15 protein-coding genes are annotated in these 15,913 nt (G+C 56.1%); 7 read left to right on the top strand and 8 right to left on the bottom strand.

The features are described 5' to 3' along the window. Window positions 1-59: 59 nt before the first annotated feature. Window positions 60-2,033, bottom strand: coding sequence for an anaerobic carbon-monoxide dehydrogenase catalytic subunit (gene cooS, locus GN112_RS17165; RefSeq protein WP_155311339.1), 1,974 nt, complete (start codon window positions 2,031-2,033; stop codon window positions 60-62). A 374-nt stretch (window positions 2,034-2,407) separates the two neighbouring features. Between cooS and GN112_RS17160 the strand changes: the two genes are divergently transcribed. Both GN112_RS17160 and GN112_RS17155 read left to right on the top strand, forming a co-directional pair. Further along, complete coding sequence (locus GN112_RS17160) at window positions 2,408-2,662, top strand: glutaredoxin family protein (protein WP_155311338.1); 255 nt, start codon at window positions 2,408-2,410, stop codon at window positions 2,660-2,662. Further along, window positions 2,662-2,994, top strand: coding sequence for a ferredoxin-thioredoxin reductase catalytic domain-containing protein (locus GN112_RS17155; RefSeq protein ID WP_155311337.1), 333 nt, complete (start codon window positions 2,662-2,664; stop codon window positions 2,992-2,994). Before GN112_RS17160 ends, GN112_RS17155 begins: the two co-directional genes overlap by 1 nt. A gap of 161 nt (window positions 2,995-3,155) precedes the next feature. Here GN112_RS17155 and nqrF read toward each other — a convergent pair whose 3' ends face one another. The 6 genes from nqrF to GN112_RS17125 are packed head-to-tail and all read right to left on the bottom strand — an operon-like array spanning window position 3,156 to window position 8,976. Further along, the gene (nqrF, locus tag GN112_RS17150; RefSeq protein WP_155311336.1) at window positions 3,156-4,382 is read right to left on the bottom strand and encodes an NADH:ubiquinone reductase (Na(+)-transporting) subunit F; all 1,227 of its coding nucleotides are present in this window, start codon (window positions 4,380-4,382) and stop codon (window positions 3,156-3,158) included. A 13-nt stretch (window positions 4,383-4,395) separates the two neighbouring features. Then, window positions 4,396-5,004: an NADH:ubiquinone reductase (Na(+)-transporting) subunit E gene (gene nqrE, locus GN112_RS17145; protein ID WP_155311335.1), complete on the bottom strand. Its 609-nt coding sequence runs from the start codon at window positions 5,002-5,004 to the stop codon at window positions 4,396-4,398. A gap of 46 nt (window positions 5,005-5,050) precedes the next feature. After that, window positions 5,051-5,668, bottom strand: a complete 618-nt coding sequence (locus tag GN112_RS17140; RefSeq protein ID WP_155311334.1) for an NADH:ubiquinone reductase (Na(+)-transporting) subunit D — start codon at window positions 5,666-5,668, stop codon at window positions 5,051-5,053. A gap of 52 nt (window positions 5,669-5,720) precedes the next feature. Continuing rightward, a complete protein-coding gene (locus tag GN112_RS17135) occupies window positions 5,721-6,431 on the bottom strand; it encodes an FMN-binding protein (protein ID WP_155311333.1) in 711 nt (236 codons plus the stop codon). Then, entirely contained in the window at window positions 6,424-7,617 is a 1,194-nt protein-coding gene (locus GN112_RS17130) for an NADH:ubiquinone reductase (Na(+)-transporting) subunit B (RefSeq protein ID WP_155311332.1), read from the bottom strand. Before GN112_RS17130 ends, GN112_RS17135 begins: the two co-directional genes overlap by 8 nt. Window positions 7,618-7,632: 15 nt before the next feature. Next, window positions 7,633-8,976 carry a 4Fe-4S dicluster domain-containing protein gene (locus GN112_RS17125; protein WP_155311331.1) on the bottom strand — a complete coding sequence of 448 codons (1,344 nt, stop codon included), beginning with the start codon at window positions 8,974-8,976 and terminating at the stop codon, window positions 7,633-7,635. An 893-nt stretch (window positions 8,977-9,869) separates the two neighbouring features. Between GN112_RS17125 and GN112_RS17120 the strand changes: the two genes are divergently transcribed. The 4 genes from GN112_RS17120 (at window position 9,870) to GN112_RS17105 (ending at window position 14,212) form a co-directional block, all read left to right on the top strand. Then, window positions 9,870-10,289 carry a Fur family transcriptional regulator gene (locus tag GN112_RS17120; RefSeq protein WP_231714208.1) on the top strand — a complete coding sequence of 140 codons (420 nt, stop codon included), beginning with the start codon at window positions 9,870-9,872 and terminating at the stop codon, window positions 10,287-10,289. A gap of 380 nt (window positions 10,290-10,669) precedes the next feature. Next, window positions 10,670-11,857: a citrate/2-methylcitrate synthase gene (locus GN112_RS17115; RefSeq protein ID WP_155311330.1), complete on the top strand. Its 1,188-nt coding sequence runs from the start codon at window positions 10,670-10,672 to the stop codon at window positions 11,855-11,857. Window positions 11,858-11,893: 36 nt separating this feature from the next. Continuing rightward, a complete protein-coding gene (locus GN112_RS17110) occupies window positions 11,894-12,589 on the top strand; it encodes a rubredoxin-like domain-containing protein (RefSeq protein WP_155311329.1) in 696 nt (231 codons plus the stop codon). Window positions 12,590-12,601: 12 nt separating this feature from the next. Further along, complete coding sequence (locus GN112_RS17105) at window positions 12,602-14,212, top strand: FAD-dependent oxidoreductase (protein WP_155311328.1); 1,611 nt, start codon at window positions 12,602-12,604, stop codon at window positions 14,210-14,212. Between the two features lie 166 nt (window positions 14,213-14,378). On the opposite strand, the gene GN112_RS17100 is transcribed toward GN112_RS17105, so the two are convergent. Continuing rightward, window positions 14,379-14,909, bottom strand: coding sequence for an acyl-CoA thioesterase (locus GN112_RS17100; RefSeq protein WP_155311327.1), 531 nt, complete (start codon window positions 14,907-14,909; stop codon window positions 14,379-14,381). Window positions 14,910-14,970: 61 nt separating this feature from the next. On the opposite strand from GN112_RS17100, the gene GN112_RS17095 reads away from it, so the two are divergent. Further along, window positions 14,971-15,909, top strand: coding sequence for an EamA family transporter (locus GN112_RS17095; protein ID WP_155311326.1), 939 nt, complete (start codon window positions 14,971-14,973; stop codon window positions 15,907-15,909). Window positions 15,910-15,913: the final 4 nt, after the last annotated feature.

The following is a 15,913-nucleotide window of genomic DNA, read 5'->3' as shown; positions in this document are numbered from 1 at the left end:
ACAAAAAGGGGCTCGCAAGCGAGCCCCTTTTCCTTTTTAATTCCGGTGTAATGATACAATCAGGCGGCGTCGATATCCCGCCGGTCGGACATATCCATGAGCACACGGTCCCTGGCCTTGTCAATGCCCAGTTCCTTGCGCTTCTTATCGATATGGGCGATCATCATGCGGGCCATCTCATACGGATCGGCGCTGAACCCCCACTTGCCCAGGCCTTGCTTCTCCAGCCCGTCGAACAGTAGCTTGTGGAACTTGGTCTCCTTGACAATGGGGAAAGTGACCCCGAACACGGTATAAAGACCCGAGGCGACAAAGTAATGTCCAATGGATATGGCTTTTTCGCTCATCCATTCCGGAGCGGCACCGACTACTGGTAAATCGGCGATGCTCGTGCCCAGTCCGCCCACCCGGACCATTTCTGAAGCAGCGATAAGGATCCGGCTGTTGTCCACGCAGGAGCCCATTCCCAGTACCGGCGGCATACCAACCGTCTCGCAGACCTCCTTCAACCCCGGGCCGGCCAGATACGCCGCTTCCGGTGTCAAAAACCCCTCTTTTGCCAGGGAAATCTGGGAACATCCGGTCTGAAGCACAAGGACATCATTTTTGATGAGTTCCTTAACCAGTTCCACATGGGCCCAATCCTGTTTGATCCGCGGGTTGGTGCAACCCACGACCCCGGCCACGCCACGAATGCGACCATTGATGATATTATCGTTCAATGGCGTATAGGACCCCCTGAACGATCCCCCCAGCATATAATTGATATACTCATGGGAGAACCCGTGAATTCCCGTATTTTTGATATCGGGAATCTCAATTGCTGCCGTTCGGTTTTTAAAACGGGTGATCGCTTTGATGACCACCTCATCCGTGCATTTTTGGGGATCATGGTCGTCAAATTCAATATGTGTGGCACCCTCAATGTGGGCCCGTGTGTTGGTGGTAATCAGCGGCGTCTGATAACAGTCGGCCACACTCACCAGCCCTTGCTTGATGCACTGGATATCCACACACATGACATCCACCGCTCCGGTTACCAAAATCGCCTCCGTTGACATGAAATTTCCCGCATGGGGGATTCCGTGGCGGGACATCATTTCAGCACCGGAGCAACACATCCCCACGAGGTTGATGCCCTGGGCACCAGCGTCCTTGGCCGCCTGGACAAGGGTGGGTTCATTCACCGAGACCAGCATGGATTCGAACATATTGGGCTCGTGACCATGAATAATCACATTGACATGATCCTCTTTAAGGACACCCATGTTAACATCCACCGCAATTGGGGTGGGAGTACCGAAAAGGATGTCGGAAATCTCCGTGGCCACCATGGACCCGCCCCAGCCATCCGCCAGGGCCGTTCGGCTGCTCTGTTTGGTGATGTTTTCATAATGTTGATCAACACCAATGTGCGTCCGGTGCATCAGCTCCATAATTTCCCGCATGGACCCCCTGGGAACAATGCCCAGCTTTCGCCAGGTCTCCAGGGTCTTCTCCGGCACACGCTTGGCAAAGGGAATTTCTCCTTCCACCTGGGTGTAGGTCCGTTCCAACTCTTTGTAGAGATCGGTGGCAATTTCCTCGACACTGCGGTCCTCGGTTTCAATACCGATCGATTGGGCGACACTGATCAGTTTCCCGACATCCTTAATCCGGTATTCCTTGATGTGTCCGGTAACCACCTCACGGAAGAGATCGACCATGGCCATACCATGGTCGGTATGGGCAGCGGCACCGGATGCCACCATCCGGGCAAAATTACGGGCCTGGATCGTATCAATGGTGGCCCCGCAGACGCCGACCTTTCCATATGGATCTTTTGCATTCAGCCGGCAAGGCCCCATGGAACAGTGTTTGCAGCACGCTGAATCGGCGCCGATGGGGCATGCTTTCATGTTGGCGGCACGGTCAAACGCTGTTTCGACACCATCACGACGGGCTTTTTCAAGCATTTGCTGCGTCGTTTTGCATATCGTCAAATCCTTTATTTCGATCTCTTTTTTTGCTGTTCCGACTTTCTTCTCGACCATGTTCCCTCCTTCTTGGAAAGATTATACGGGGTGGTTGGTGGTGGTTATTGCGGTATGTTTGATGAGCGACACAAATTGATCTCCATTTGCATGGATACTGCATGGAAAAAATCGAAACCCGGGCGACTAATGGCGATATCTGGATTCTGATTAATTCCTAATAGGAATGATTACTGTTTTTAATAAAAAATTTATTAAAGCCTGTCAAGCACTCTTTTTGCTTAGTGTTAAAAATTTAAATGACCCGTTATGGCCCAAAATGATTTTCCTTGACCGACTATCGGCAGCCCTTTAAGGTATAGGCTTCACGCCCATATCCATGACGGACACAACCGGGGCAATACCCCGACCATTAATGTTGAAAGGAATTCATCATGACAGATAAACCGGTAAAGGTATTCTCACTGAGCACCTGTAGCCATTGTAAATCCACCAAACGACTTTTGGATGAATGTACGGTAAAATACGAATTTGTGGATGTGGATCTTCTGGATGGTGACGAACGCAAGGCCATTCTTGAGGACGTAAAGAAATTTAACCCGCGATGCTCTTTTCCTACTGTGGTTATCGGGGATGACGTCATCGTCGGCTACAAGGAAGACAAAATCAAGGAGGCGCTGGGACTGTGATGGATGCCACCGAACTTTATGGAAAACTAAAAAAGATACACGAGGCCAAGGGATATTATTTCAGTGACGACCACCAGCGGGTCATGGAACTTCTGGAGGCCCTGCTGATCAACAAAGACCGTTACGGTTACATGGCCTGTCCCTGCCGGCTGGCCTCCGGCGACCGGGAAAGCGATCGGGACATCATCTGCCCCTGTGAATACCGCGAGCCTGATGTGGCCGAATTCGGCTCCTGCTATTGCAATCTCTATGTTTCCAAGGCGTGGAACGACGGCACCATTGACCGGGAGTACGTCCCCGAACGGCGCCCGCCGGAAAAGATGGGTCTGTAGAAGGCCATCCCGCGGATTCCCACACAAACCAACGCGGCCGGTATCTGCCATGGGGCTTCCCCTGACAGATACCGGCCGCATTGTTGATACCTCGTCTTGGACAAACGTTTCAAACCGTCGCTTACCGCGATTCTCCGCCTGTCTTCCGCTGAGCGGAAATTTCAAAACTTGTCGTAGGCAATCACTTCCGGCTCCACGCCCAGGTCATCCAGCATGGCTTCCACGGCGGAAACCATCATCGGCGGTCCGCACAGGTAGTACTCGATCTCGGTGGGGTCCTTGTGGTCGGCCAGATAGGTATCGTGAAGCTGCTGATGAATATAGCCGGTCAGCCCCTCCCAGTGGTCCTCGGGCAGGGGATTCGACAGGGCCACATGGTAGGAAAAATTGGGGTATTTCTCCGCCAGCCCCTTGAATTCCTCATCGAAAAAAAGTTCCAATCGGGATCGGGCACCGTACCAGAAGGAGAGGGTCCGTTGGGTTTTGAGCCGTTCGAGTTGATCGAGAATCTGGCTGCGCAGGGGGGCCATGCCGGCACCACCGCCCACAAAGCACATCTCGCGGTTCGAGGCCTCTTTTACGGCAAACTCGCCGAAGGGGCCGCTCAAGGTCACCTTGTCTCCGGGTTTAAGATCAAAAATGTAGGTGGAACCGGTCCCTGGCGGCAGGTCTTTGGTCCCCGGCGGCGGCGTGGCGATGCGGATGGTAAAACGCAGCCGGGACGGTTCAGCCGGTGGATTGGCCAATGAGTATGCCCGGAACACGGGCTCCAGGTTCTTGCCCCGCAGGCCCCACAGGTTGAACCGGTCCCAGTCGGGGCGATAGCGCTCGGCCACCCGGATGCGGAAATGCTCAAAGGGGATTTCATATTCCGGGATATCGATCTGGATATACGCCCCGGCAGTAAAATTCAGGTGTTCGCCACCATCCAGCTCAAGAATCAGATCCTTGATAAAGGTGGCCACGTTTTCATTGGACACCACCGTGGCCGTGTATTTCTTGACCGCAAAAATCTCATCGGGGATCCGGATCCGCAGATCTTCTTTGACTTTCATCTGGCAGGCCAGACGAATGTCGTCCTGGCGCTCTTTTCGGGAAAGGTGGGCCAGTTCGGTGGGTAGCGGTCCTCGGGAACCCGCCACCACTTTGCACTTGCACATTCCGCAGGCACCACCGCCGCCGCAGCCCGAAGGGATGAAAATCCCGTTGGCCGACAGGGCCGAAAGCAGTGTTTTACCGGCCGGCGCATCGATGCTTTTATTTTCGTCATCGTTGATGATGATCCGGTTGTTTCCTTTCTGGACCACCTTGCCCTCCACAAAGAGCAGCAGTCCCACCAGGATCAGGATCACCGCAAGAAATACAGTGGTTCCGGCGATGTATATCAAAACAGACTCCTTATTACAGCGTGATGCCCGAAAAGAGCATAAAGCCCATGGCCATCAGCCCGGTGACGATCATGGTGATGCCAAAGCCTTCCAGCCCCCTGGGCACATTGGCGTAGCGCATTTTGATGCGGATGGCTGCCATGGAAACAATCGCCATGAGCCAGCCGACCCCGGAACCGACCCCGAAGACCATGGTTTCGATGAAGGTGTAGTTGCGCTCCACCATGAAAAGGGATGCCCCCAGGATGGCGCAGTTGACCGCGATCAGGGGCAAAAATACGCCCAGGGCATTGTACAGCACCGGTGAATAGCGGTCGATGACCATTTCTACCATCTGGACAATGGCGGCGATCACGGCAATAAAGGTAATAAATTTGAGAAAGCTCAGGTCAACGCCTTCCAGCCCGGCCCAGCGCAACGCCCCGGGAGAGAGCAGGTACTGGAAAACCAGCCAATTCACCGGTGCGGTGATGGAGAGCACGAAAACCACGGCAAAGCCCAGGCCGATGGCCGTATCCATGTTTTTGGAAACCGCCACAAAAGAGCACATCCCCAGAAAGTAGGAGAGCAGGATGTTGCCCACAAACACGGAATTCAGAAATAATCCGATCAGGTTTTCCATATTCGCCACTTCCCGGCCGTTATTGGCCGTTTGTTCGTATATACCCCTAACCCTTCATCAGCGTCTTCTGCAGCCACACCAGCAGCCCGATGATGATGAAGGCAGCGGGCGCCAGCTGCATGAATCCCATGTTCATATAGCCGAAATCGTAAAAGGCCTGCGGCACAACGGCAAAACCGAAAAGCTTGCCGGCACCCAGCAGTTCACGGATAAAGGCCACGGTAACCAGCACCGACCCGTAGCCGGCACCATTGCCCAGGCCGTCCATAAAGGATCGCAGCGGCGGGTTGCCCAGGGCATACGTCTCTGCGCGGCCCATGACGATGCAGTTGGTAATGATCAGACCGACGAAAACCGAAAGCTGCTTGCTGATATCGTAAAAAAAGGCCCGCAACACCTCGTCGGCCAGAATCACCAGTGAGGCGATCACGGAAAGCTCCACGATCATGCGCACATTGCGCGGAATCACTTTGCGCATGGCGGAAATGGTCAGGCTGGAAAAAGCGGTGACCAGGGTCATGGCCAGCGCCATGACCAGGGCAGTCTTGAGCTGCACGGTAACGGCCAGGGCCGAGCAAATTCCCAGACTTTGAATAAAGACCGGGTTGTTTTTCACGATCGGCTCTGAAAAAGCTTTAAATGTGGGGGATTGGGTCAGTTTCATGGCAAACTGTTCACCTTTAATTGGCTATTGATGCGATTCTCTCCCGTTGCGCTCAACTTCCCGCGGGCAGCGATACCGCGCCCGCCCTGAACTCTTTGGAGAGCGGTTCATACTCCTGCAGTACCTCTTTCAGACCGCCGGTGAGAAATTTACCGGTCAGCGAGGCCCCGGAAATCCCGTCCACATAGTTGTTCTGGCGGTCCTTGGCGATCACCTCGGCCACCTTGCCCTTGGCAATGCCTACGGAAACGAAATTCCCGCGCTCATCGACGATTTTCTTGCCCACAAAGTTTTTCTGGAACCACGGCTTTTCGATTTCTCCCCCTAGTCCCGGCGTTTCGTTGTGGCTGTATACGGAGAAACCGGCCACGGTTTTGCCATCGTTTTCAAGGGCCATGTAGCCGTGGATCTTGCCCCACAGCCCGCGCGAATCAACCGGCAAAATGTAGGCTTCCGGTTTGTCCTGCTTGACGTAGAAGCACACCGGAAGGCCCGCTGTGTCCGCATGCGCCGCCAGGATCTGTCCGGTCCCGGCCATGGCGTAACAGCGAATATTCGCATGGTAAAGGGCTTCGATCGTAGCCGCGGACGGTTTTTGGTCGGCCTTGACCAGCCCCACGCTCTTCAATATGTTTTTCTGCCGGTCCACGGCCACGTTGCGCAGTTTGCGCGCCTTGAGGCCGCTGGCCGCACCGGTCAGCAGCAGGCTGCACACCAGGGCAATGACGGCGGTAAAAACGATGGATTTCAATTGATCAGACATTGGGCACCCTTTTGCTCAGCCGCGCCTTGATAACGAAGTGGTCGATCAGCGGGGCAAAGATATTCATGAACAAGATGGCCAGCATGGTCCCTTCCGGATAGGCCGGGTTGAACACCCGGATCATTACGGTCAGTGCGCCGATGATAAAACCGTAGATCCATCGCGACAGGTTCATGCCCGGTGCCGACACCGGATCCGTGGCCATATAAACGATACCGAAGGCGAAGCTTCCCATGACCAGGTGCCAGGCCGGATGCACGGAGAACAGGCGCGCCGTCTCGCCACCGGAGGAGAGGTTGAGCAGATAGCCGGGGTAGGCCACGGCCAGCACGCCCAGCACGCCGCCAAGCATGATCCGGTAGTTGGCCACACCGGTGACCAGCAGAAAAATGGCTCCGGCCAGAATCATCAGGGTCGAGGTCTCGCCGACGCTGCCCGGCAGATTGCCCACAAAAAGCCGCTGGAAGGTGTAGCCGGCATCGGCCAGAATGCGCGTCACCGTCTCTCCGGAAGCGGCCAGGGGAGACAGGGCCAACGGCGTGGCGGCGGTTACCGCATCCACGGCCTGCTGACCGGTCTGTTGGACCGCGGTCCAGACCCGGTCACCGGACATGTTGACCGGATAGGCAAAAAAGAGAAAGGCGCGGCCGGTCAGGGCCGGGTTAAGGATATTGCGGCCGGTCCCGCCGAAGATCTCCTTGCCGATCACCACGCCGAAGCTGATGCCGACGGCCACCTGCCACAGCGGAATGGTCGGCGGCAGGGTCATGGGAAACAGCAGGCCCGTGACCAGAAACCCTTCGCTGATCTTGTGTCCGCGTACCGACGCGAAGAGGATTTCCCAGAACAGCCCCACGCCGTAAGAGACCATCAGCATGGGCAGCACCACCCAGGCACCGGCCAGGCTGGCCGCGATAATTCCCGGCGTCTGTCCCGACGCCACACCGGCCTGGTAGCCGGTGTTGTAAATGCCGTAGAAAAAAGGGGGCAGCAGGGCAATGATCACGAAGGTCATAAAACGCTTGAGATCCAGGCTGTCGCGCACATGGGTGTCGGCCCGGGTGGGCAGCGCCGGCGCAAAGGCCACGGTCTCGATGGCATCGAAGAGGGGATGCAATTTTGCGAGTTTGCCACCGGTTTCAAAGTGGGACCGGGTGGCATTGAACAGCTGTTTGAGGATTTTCATGGTGTTGTCATTTACCTAAGCAATCTCTTTGTAATATTGCGCTTTGGCCGAACGAAGCACCTCACACAACTCAATCTTGGACGGGCAGGCGTAGGTGCACAGCCCGCATTCGGCACAGTCCAGCAGTCCATGGGCCAGGGCCTCCTCCACCTCGTCAGCCACCAGGCATTTCATGGTGAACTGGGGCAGGATGTCCACCGGGCAAATCCGGGCACAGGTACCGCAGTTGACGCAGGCCCGCTGTTCGCCGTGTTGGCTGCAGTCCATGGGAAACGGCTTTTTGCGCAGGGCGGAAAGAAAGGCGGTGGAGTAGCTGGGCTTGTCGGCACCCGGACGGATGAAGGCAAAGGGCTCTTCCCGGTCGCCGTCATCAATCAGGTTCAGGGCGTTTTGATAAAAACTCAGGTAGCTGTCCTCGCTGCCGCTAAAGCCGGTAAAAAACCCGCCCACGATGTAACGCGCCGCCGTTTTTTTCAGGGGGCCGCCGCCGGCGAGCATCCGCAGGGGAACGCCGGCCCGGGCAAGGAGATGGCCCGCTTCGGGGGCCAAACTCCCGCCCACGGTGACGATACGCTCCAACGGATAGCGCCCGGTGCGCAGGAATTGGCCCAACAGGATCACCGCCTGGCCGTCGATAAACCAGGCCCGGTTCTCATCGGCGCCTTTTTTGGTACGGTAAAGCTGGACAGCCGGATTGCCCGACGGATAGGGTCCCGAAAAACACCGCATCTCCATCTGACCGGAAAGCTGGGACTTCAGCGAATCGTCGCCGGTGAGGTTGAGAATCACCCGCTCACATAATCGGCCGAGCAGATCCATACCGCTTGAAAAGTCATCCTCCCGGCCCTCCAGGTAAACCACTGGGTCCGGGGCGAACGGCTCGTCGTCGCCCAGGCGGACGATGATGGCCGGTGGGATGAAATCGGGATCGGCCAGATCCATGAACGGCAGCGACCGCAGAAACGGCCACATCCCCCCAGCCAGCAACAACTCCACCCATTCTGCCCGGGATGCCGTAGCCAGTTGATCCGTTGCCGGCTTGTCAAAAGACTCGGAGAATTCCTCATCGTCCAAGGTGATCACAACCGCCTCGATCACCCGCCGGGGGCCGAAAGCGATCCGTGTCACCGTTCCGCCACCGGGAGAGAGGAAACGAATGCGGGGGTTGCGTTTGTCTTCAAAAAGGGGCGTTCCAATACGGACCGCATCGCCTTCCTTCACCAGCAACCGGGGTTTGATAAAAGGAATTTGTTTGGGAACCATGCCGACATGGCGGGGTTTTTCCAGTTTTTGCAGCCGGCGACCGGGAGTGCCGGCAATCCTGGGTGAAAACCCTTTCTTCAGGTGAATGGCGTTCATTCGTCAGCCTTACTTGTGACGCACCGGGCGCCGTTAACAAAGGTGCGGATCGTTGACCGTTCGCGGTAGTATAGCATTCAAGATAATGTTTTTGGGCGGCGTTATCGGTCGTCGCGGTATGATTGATACAGCTTCCTCCCTCTGGCCTTGCCAAAAACATTATCTTAAGCACTATAGCACTGGCCGGCCGTGACCCGAACAACATCAAGTTTGTCGTGTGGTGATGGGCACCAGAATTTAAGCAAAACGCATACCGGGCCGGCAGCGCAACGGATTTTATATGGATCGGGTTTCAAATGCTTGGGCGTGGTGCTCGGAATATCAAATAACAATTAAAAGGCATGTTGCCATGTTTTTTTAGGTTCTGCAAGCCGTGAATCATTCGGCCTACGCCATCCGGGTAGGCAGGCAGCGGCAATCGGTAACCCAGGGTAACCGCATATAACTCTTTGTTGCTCTTTTTACCCGGTAGCGACGGGTTAAGAATGTCAAATATCCAATGAAAAATGCCAAATGGTGGTATGCTATCCATTCATAATCGATCCGATCCTTCAATTGACATTTGGATTTTACCATTTGGCATTGATTGAATCAGGGCGACGGGTTTGCGATCACGCCACCAACAAGAATACATCCAAATGCGGTTATCCGTGGTGCCCCAGGGTAACCGCATTTAGAGCCCGGATTAGAAAAATCCGGTCGCAGGCATGGCCAGCTCCTACAAAAAACGGTGTCGAACCAAACGATTGGCACGCGTAGGAGCGGGCCATGCCCGCGAAAAAACAAAAATCAATCCAAATGCGGTCACCCTGCGTGGTGCCCCGCTCCCTCTTGACATGGGCTCGATTTCAGCTTAGGAAAAGGGCAGACCCAACCGATTGGAGAACGTTGGCGTGAAAATCGACAAAAAAACACGCATGACCCGACAGCGACGGGTGATTCTGGAAGAGATTCGCCGTTACAACAATCATCCTGCCGCCGATGAAATTTATGAACGCGTGCGCAAGCGCCTGCCGCGCATCAGCCTGGGTACGGTTTATCGAAACCTCGACGTTCTCTGCGAACTGGGCGAAATTCAGCGTCTGGAACTTTCCGGAGCCATGAAACGCTACGATGGAAATGCCAAAAAACACTACCATATTCGCTGCATTGGCTGCGGCCGGGTCGATGATGCCCCCATTGCTCCGATGAACGAACTCGAAGACGATCTTTACGGCACAACGGTGTTTGAAATCATCGGCCACAACCTGGAATTCACCGGGCTGTGCCCGGAATGCTCACGGAAACACGAGCAACAGCAGGCTGCAAGCTGACCGGAACCCTAATTTCATTCCTGCCTGCCGTTTGTTTTGCGATACATTTATGTCTCACGAAACAGATGAGACGAAAAAGAATACCATTATTCAAAATGGATATCCCCTCCCCGTAGCCTGACTCGGAGGAGCCGCTATCGACAAAACCATTCGTGATGGCATGGTCCGTTTATGCGTTCTTACCACAACGGTTTTTTGTTGATCGATCGGATTCGGCTGACCGCCCGGTTTTTTGAATAAGCGGTTCAACCATGCCCTGAAATAAGCGGCACCCTTGGCCGGCATAATTCGTGGCATGTAATTTGTATTCCAAATACAAAAACATCTGTGCCAACCATCCAAAACGATTTTTTCAATCCAGAACTTAAACGAGGTAGTCTATGGAAGCATGCAAACCCGTTCTCAACACCGGCTTAAGGGGGGTCACCATTGCCAGCACCAAGGTCAGTGATGTCGATGGTGCCAAGGGGAAACTGATCTACCGGGGCTACCTGGTCAAGGATCTGGCCGGAAAAGCGACCTTCGAAGAGGTGGTCCATCTGCTGCTGTTCGAACGTTTGCCCGATCAGGGCGAACTGGCCGCCATCCGCCGGCAGATCGCCGATCAACGGGCCATACCGGCTGCAATTCTCACGGCCATGCAGGGGATGCCCAAAGATGCACTTCCCATGGACGTCCTTCAGGCAACTGTCCCCATGCTGGCCAATTACGACCCTGATATCCGCAACTTCGACATCGACAGTGCCGGCCGGATGGCCATCCGCCTGATTGCCAAATTCCCCACCATCGTCGCGGCCTGGGATCGCATCCGCAACGGCAAGGCGCCCATTGATCCCGATCCCGCGCTCAGCCAGGCGGCCAACCTTCTCCACATGCTCAGCGGTGAAGCCCCCGACGACGAACTGACCGGCTTCATGGATGCCGCCTTGGTATTGCATGCCGAGCACTCCTTCAACGCGTCCACCTTTGCCGCCCGCGAGGTGGCCTCCACCAAAGCCCACATGTATGCAGCGGTGGCCGCCGGCGTCGGATCCCTCTCCGGCCCCCTGCACGGCGGGGCCAACACACGGGTGATGCAGATGCTGCTCGCTATCGGCGATGTGGACAAGGTGGATGATTATATCGCCAACATTCTCGATACCGGCGGCGTGATCATGGGCCTGGGCCATGCCGTCTATCAGGTGGACGATCCCCGGGCCCACATCCTGGCCCCCATGTCCCTGGCCCTGGGCCAGCGTTCCGGCGATACCCGCTGGTACGATCTGTCCAAAGCGCTGGAGGTCAAAGGCAAAGCGGCCTTCAAACAAAGAAAGGGCAAGGATATTTTCGTCAATGTCGATTTTTACAGTGCCTCGCTCTACTACTACATGGGAATCGCCGTGGATCTGTTCACGCCGATCTTCGCCATCTCACGCATTGCCGGTTGGTGCGCCCATGTGATCGAGGAGCAGTTCGGCGGTGCCGAGGCCAAACCCACCCTGTACCGCCCCGAATCCGACTATATCGGCGATTATTGTGGACCCGATGAATGCGCCTTCGTCCCCTTAAACGAACGAAAACCCGAATAACCGTTCTCAACCCGAAAGCGAGGAGCCGTACCGAAAATGAAGAAATGGAAATGCACGGTCTGCGGTTACATCCACACCGGTGATGAACCCCCTGATAAATGCCCGGTCTGCGGGGCGCCCAAAAGCCGTTTCATCGATATCAGCGAGCCAGAGGAAGCATCGGCACCCGAACCGGCGGCCGCAGCGGAAACCGTCCCGGAAGAAGCGCCTGAAATGGAAAGCGAGGCGCCGGCAGTGGAAAGCGAAGCGCCTGCCGAAACGGTGCCGGAACCGGAATCCCCGTTCAAGGATTCCCGTTACCGCCAGTTGTTCGAAATGATGACGCGGTACCACGGTCACCCCATCAGCGTGCATATTCCCAACGGGTTACTGCCGGTTGTGGTTCTGTTCATTTTCCTGGCGGCCATCTTCAACCTCAAGGGCATGGCCACTGCAGCGATCTTCAACCTCGGGGTGGTGGCCCTGGCCATGCCGCTGGTTCTCTTCTCCGGTTGGGTCGATTGGCAGAACCGCTTTGGCGGCGCCATGACCAATGTCTTCTCGGTAAAAATCGCCTGCGGCCTCACCGTCACCGTGACCGCCTGGCTCCTTTTCATCTGGCTCCTGGTCAACCCGGCGGTCATCACCACCCCGCAGTCGGCCCGGGTTGCCTTTTTCGTGATCAATCTTATCATGCTGGGAGCAGCGGCAACCGCCGGATGGTACGGTGGCAAGTTGGTTTTCAGAGAATAAGGAGATTCAGCCATGAATCAGCAAAACGAGATGAACGAGGCCCAGATGCAGCAGGTCCAGATGGAACTTGGCCGCATATTAAGTGGGCTCAAACATGAAATCCCCATCTTCCTGTTCACCCAGGACGGCAAGAATGACGTGTTCAACGATGCCGCTCGTCAGGCGCTGCGCTTTTTTCGGCAATTGACCGATAAAATTGTCCTGCGCGAATTCGATCTTGGCCATGACAAGGCAAAGGAGATGGGGGTCGAGAATTCTCCGACCCTGGTTTTCGATCCCGATCGATACAATATCCGCTGGCTGGGTGCGCCGCTGGGAGAAGAGGGCCGCATCTTTCTTGAAGTTCTCCTGCGCATCGGCACGGGAAAAAGTGACCTCAACGAGGCCGCCATGGAAGTGCTGAAAAAGATCGATCAGCCCCGTCACGTCAAGGTGTTCGTCAGCGCCTCGTGCCCTTACTGCCCTCAGCAGGCCTTAAACGCCCTAAAAACGGCCGTGGCCAAGCCCGATACCGTCTCCCTGGAAATCATCGACACCCAGGCTAACACGGATCTGGCCGATCAGTACGGCGCCCACTCCGTGCCCCAGGCCTTTGCCAACGACATGCTCATCGCCCTGGGGGCCCAGACAGAGGAGTTGTTCGTCTCCTCCCTGGACAAGATGACCCAGCAGACGGTCTTTATCCCCGAAAGCGATGCGGATGAAGTGGAGTGCCAGTTGGTAATCATCGGCGGCGGTCCGGCCGGGCTGACCGCAGGCATCTACGCGGCCCGCAGCGGCCTCAAATCCGTAGTCGTGGAAAAGGGCGTGCTGGGCGGCCAGGTGGCTCTCACCCCGGTGGTGGAAAACTATCCCGGCATGAAACAGGTGGGCGGCAAGACCCTGGTGGACATCATGGTCACCCACGCCCTGGAGTATGTGGATATTTTTCCCGGCGAAGCGGTGGTCGACATCATTCCGGGACAACCGCATATCGTGCAGACCTCCCGCCGCAAGTTCAAGACCCAGGCCGTGCTCCTGGCCACCGGTGCGTCCCACCGCAATCTGGGCGTTCCCGGCGAAGCCAAGTTCTCCGGCCGGGGGGTGAGCTACTGCGCCACCTGCGACGGGCCGCTCTTCCGGGGCAAGCGGGTCTTCATGGTCGGCGGAGGCAACAGCGCCGTGACCGAGGCCCTGCACCTGCACAACATGGGCGTGGACGTCACCCTGGTCCATCGTCGTGACCGTCTCAAGGCCCAGGAGGTGCTCACCCATCAGTTGAACGACAACGGGATCCCCGTCCGCTACAACACCGAAGTCAAGGAAGTACTCGGTGACAACCGTGTCACCGGCGTGAAACTGCTGGACAACACCACCGGCGAAACCGCCACCGAAGCGGCCGACGGCGTTTTTCTGGCCATCGGCTACGACCCGACCGTTGATCTGGCCCGCAAAGTAGGGCTGGAGATGACCGAGGACGGCTATATCAAGCACAACGAGTTCCGCACCAACATTCCCGGAATCTATGTGGCCGGCGATGTGACCGGCGGATCCAAGCAGATCGTTACTGCAGCCGGTTACGGGTCCGAAGCGGCCCTGGCGGTATTCGAGGACATCATCAACCCGTACTGGAAAAAAGCATGAACGCACAAACCTCCACGGAAACGCAGCTGACGCCCAGGAGCGTTCGTTACCGCCAGGTAGCCATGAGTAAGGGATACCAGCCCTGAAAATTGAAAGGCCGTCCAATTTGGACGGCCTTTTGTTGTTAGATTTTACGATTTCCTCTGGATATAGATGGCGGAAGGAATCAACAAGCGTCCGGATCACTAGCGCAAGACTTTTCCTTGGTTTTCTCCGCCAAACGAACGCGGCGGCGGTCTTGAGCCTGGCGGTTGCGCCGCTTGTCCTCTTCTGTTTCCAATAGTAGCGGTGGCACTTGTCTGGGACGGAAGTTTTCGTCAAGCGCTACAAACGTTAAATACGCCGATGCGGTATGACGAACTTCGCCGGTTCTCAGGTCCTCTGTTTCTACTCTAACCCCAACTTCCATGGAGGTGCTGCCCACCATGTTCAAACTGGCCTTGAGGGTCAGCAGGTTGCCGATAAAGGCCGGGTTGTGAAAATCGAGCCGGTCAATAGAGGCGGTAACGCAATTCCCTCGAGTATGGCGGATGGCCACCACACCACCGGCATTATCAATGTGTTTCATGACCACACCGCCATGCGCGATGCCTGCAGAGTTGGCGTCTTGGGGCAATAGCATATGTGCCATGATCACGCGACTATATTCGACACTTTTTGATCCCAAATCCGGGTTGTTGGACGATGTTTCGTGCATTCTTTTTTCCTTCAATGGTTGATGAGTGGAAATTTTGAGCCTCTATGATATAAGGATAAGTATGGGACACGATTCACGCGACCAGTGGCAACGGTCGCTGTTTGGACTATTGGCGTTGATTTTGTGGAGCACCACCGTGGCGGTAACGCGCACACTCTCCGAACAGGTGGGCACGTTTACCTCGGCCAGCTATTCGTATGCCCTTGGCGGCATCATCGGGATCGCCTACATTTCCCTCAGCCGGAACAGAATCGACGCCCTGCGGAGGTTGCCGCGTGGGTATGTCCTCGGTTGCGGCGGGCTTTTTGTTTTCTATAACATCGCCCTGTACTTGGCCATCGGCCTGGCTGCCAACCGTCTGCAGGTTCTCGGCGTGGGCCTGATCAACTATATGTGGTCAGCCATGATTCTGGTGTTCAGCGTCATCATCCTTAAAAGGCGGGCCCGGATTCTCCCCCTGTCACTGGGACTGATCATCTCCATCGCCGGTGCCTATCTGGCCGTCATCCAGAATGCCTCGCTCTCCTGGTCGGCTTTCCTGGCGGAAATGAGCGCCAGCCCTGTCCCCTATCTGCTGTCCCTGGGTGCGGCAATCTCCTGGGGGCTTTACTCGGTCCTGAACAAGCAGTGGACCGAGCGGTCGGATCTGTCAGACGGCCATCTGATCGTCCCACCGGTCTTCCTTATATCGGGGGGCATCCTGCTGGCCGCAAAACCCTTTTTCCACGAGGTGTCGACCTGGTCTTCCCAGGCATTCATGGAACTACTCTACCTGTCGCTGTTCCCGTGGCTGATGGCGTATGCCCTGTGGACCCTGGCGGCCCAAGGCGGAAAGATCGTTTTTCTCGGTGTGTTATCGATGTTTCTGCCGTTGATTTCCACAGTGGTGAGCTGTTTCTACCTGAAAGTCATCCCGGGATCGGTGCTATGGGTATCCTGCGCCCTGACCATTATCGGAGCCGCCATCTGCATGCGGTCGATTCGGGACCAGTCCGTTTAAAACG

This window comes from Desulfosarcina ovata subsp. ovata, assembly GCF_009689005.1.
Lineage (GTDB): Bacteria > Desulfobacterota > Desulfobacteria > Desulfobacterales > Desulfosarcinaceae > Desulfosarcina > Desulfosarcina ovata.
This window is presented reverse-complemented; position numbering and strand designations above follow the sequence as displayed.

Excerpts from the sequence above, each read along its gene's own strand:
- cooS (WP_155311339.1), bottom strand. The coding sequence starts at position 2,033 with ATGGTCGAGAAGAAAGTCGGAACAGCAAAAAAAGAGATCGAAATAAAG.
- GN112_RS17160 (WP_155311338.1), top strand. The coding sequence starts at position 2,408 with ATGACAGATAAACCGGTAAAGGTATTCTCACTGAGCACCTGTAGCCAT.
- GN112_RS17155 (WP_155311337.1), top strand. The coding sequence starts at position 2,662 with ATGGATGCCACCGAACTTTATGGAAAACTAAAAAAGATACACGAGGCC.
- nqrE (WP_155311335.1), bottom strand. The coding sequence starts at position 5,004 with ATGGAAAACCTGATCGGATTATTTCTGAATTCCGTGTTTGTGGGCAAC.
- GN112_RS17140 (WP_155311334.1), bottom strand. The coding sequence starts at position 5,668 with ATGAAACTGACCCAATCCCCCACATTTAAAGCTTTTTCAGAGCCGATC.
- GN112_RS17135 (WP_155311333.1), bottom strand. The coding sequence starts at position 6,431 with ATGTCTGATCAATTGAAATCCATCGTTTTTACCGCCGTCATTGCCCTG.
- GN112_RS17130 (WP_155311332.1), bottom strand. The coding sequence starts at position 7,617 with ATGAAAATCCTCAAACAGCTGTTCAATGCCACCCGGTCCCACTTTGAA.
- GN112_RS17125 (WP_155311331.1), bottom strand. The coding sequence starts at position 8,976 with ATGAACGCCATTCACCTGAAGAAAGGGTTTTCACCCAGGATTGCCGGC.
- GN112_RS17115 (WP_155311330.1), top strand. The coding sequence starts at position 10,670 with ATGGAAGCATGCAAACCCGTTCTCAACACCGGCTTAAGGGGGGTCACC.
- GN112_RS17110 (WP_155311329.1), top strand. The coding sequence starts at position 11,894 with ATGAAGAAATGGAAATGCACGGTCTGCGGTTACATCCACACCGGTGAT.
- GN112_RS17105 (WP_155311328.1), top strand. The coding sequence starts at position 12,602 with ATGAATCAGCAAAACGAGATGAACGAGGCCCAGATGCAGCAGGTCCAG.
- GN112_RS17100 (WP_155311327.1), bottom strand. The coding sequence starts at position 14,909 with ATGCACGAAACATCGTCCAACAACCCGGATTTGGGATCAAAAAGTGTC.
- GN112_RS17095 (WP_155311326.1), top strand. The coding sequence starts at position 14,971 with ATGGGACACGATTCACGCGACCAGTGGCAACGGTCGCTGTTTGGACTA.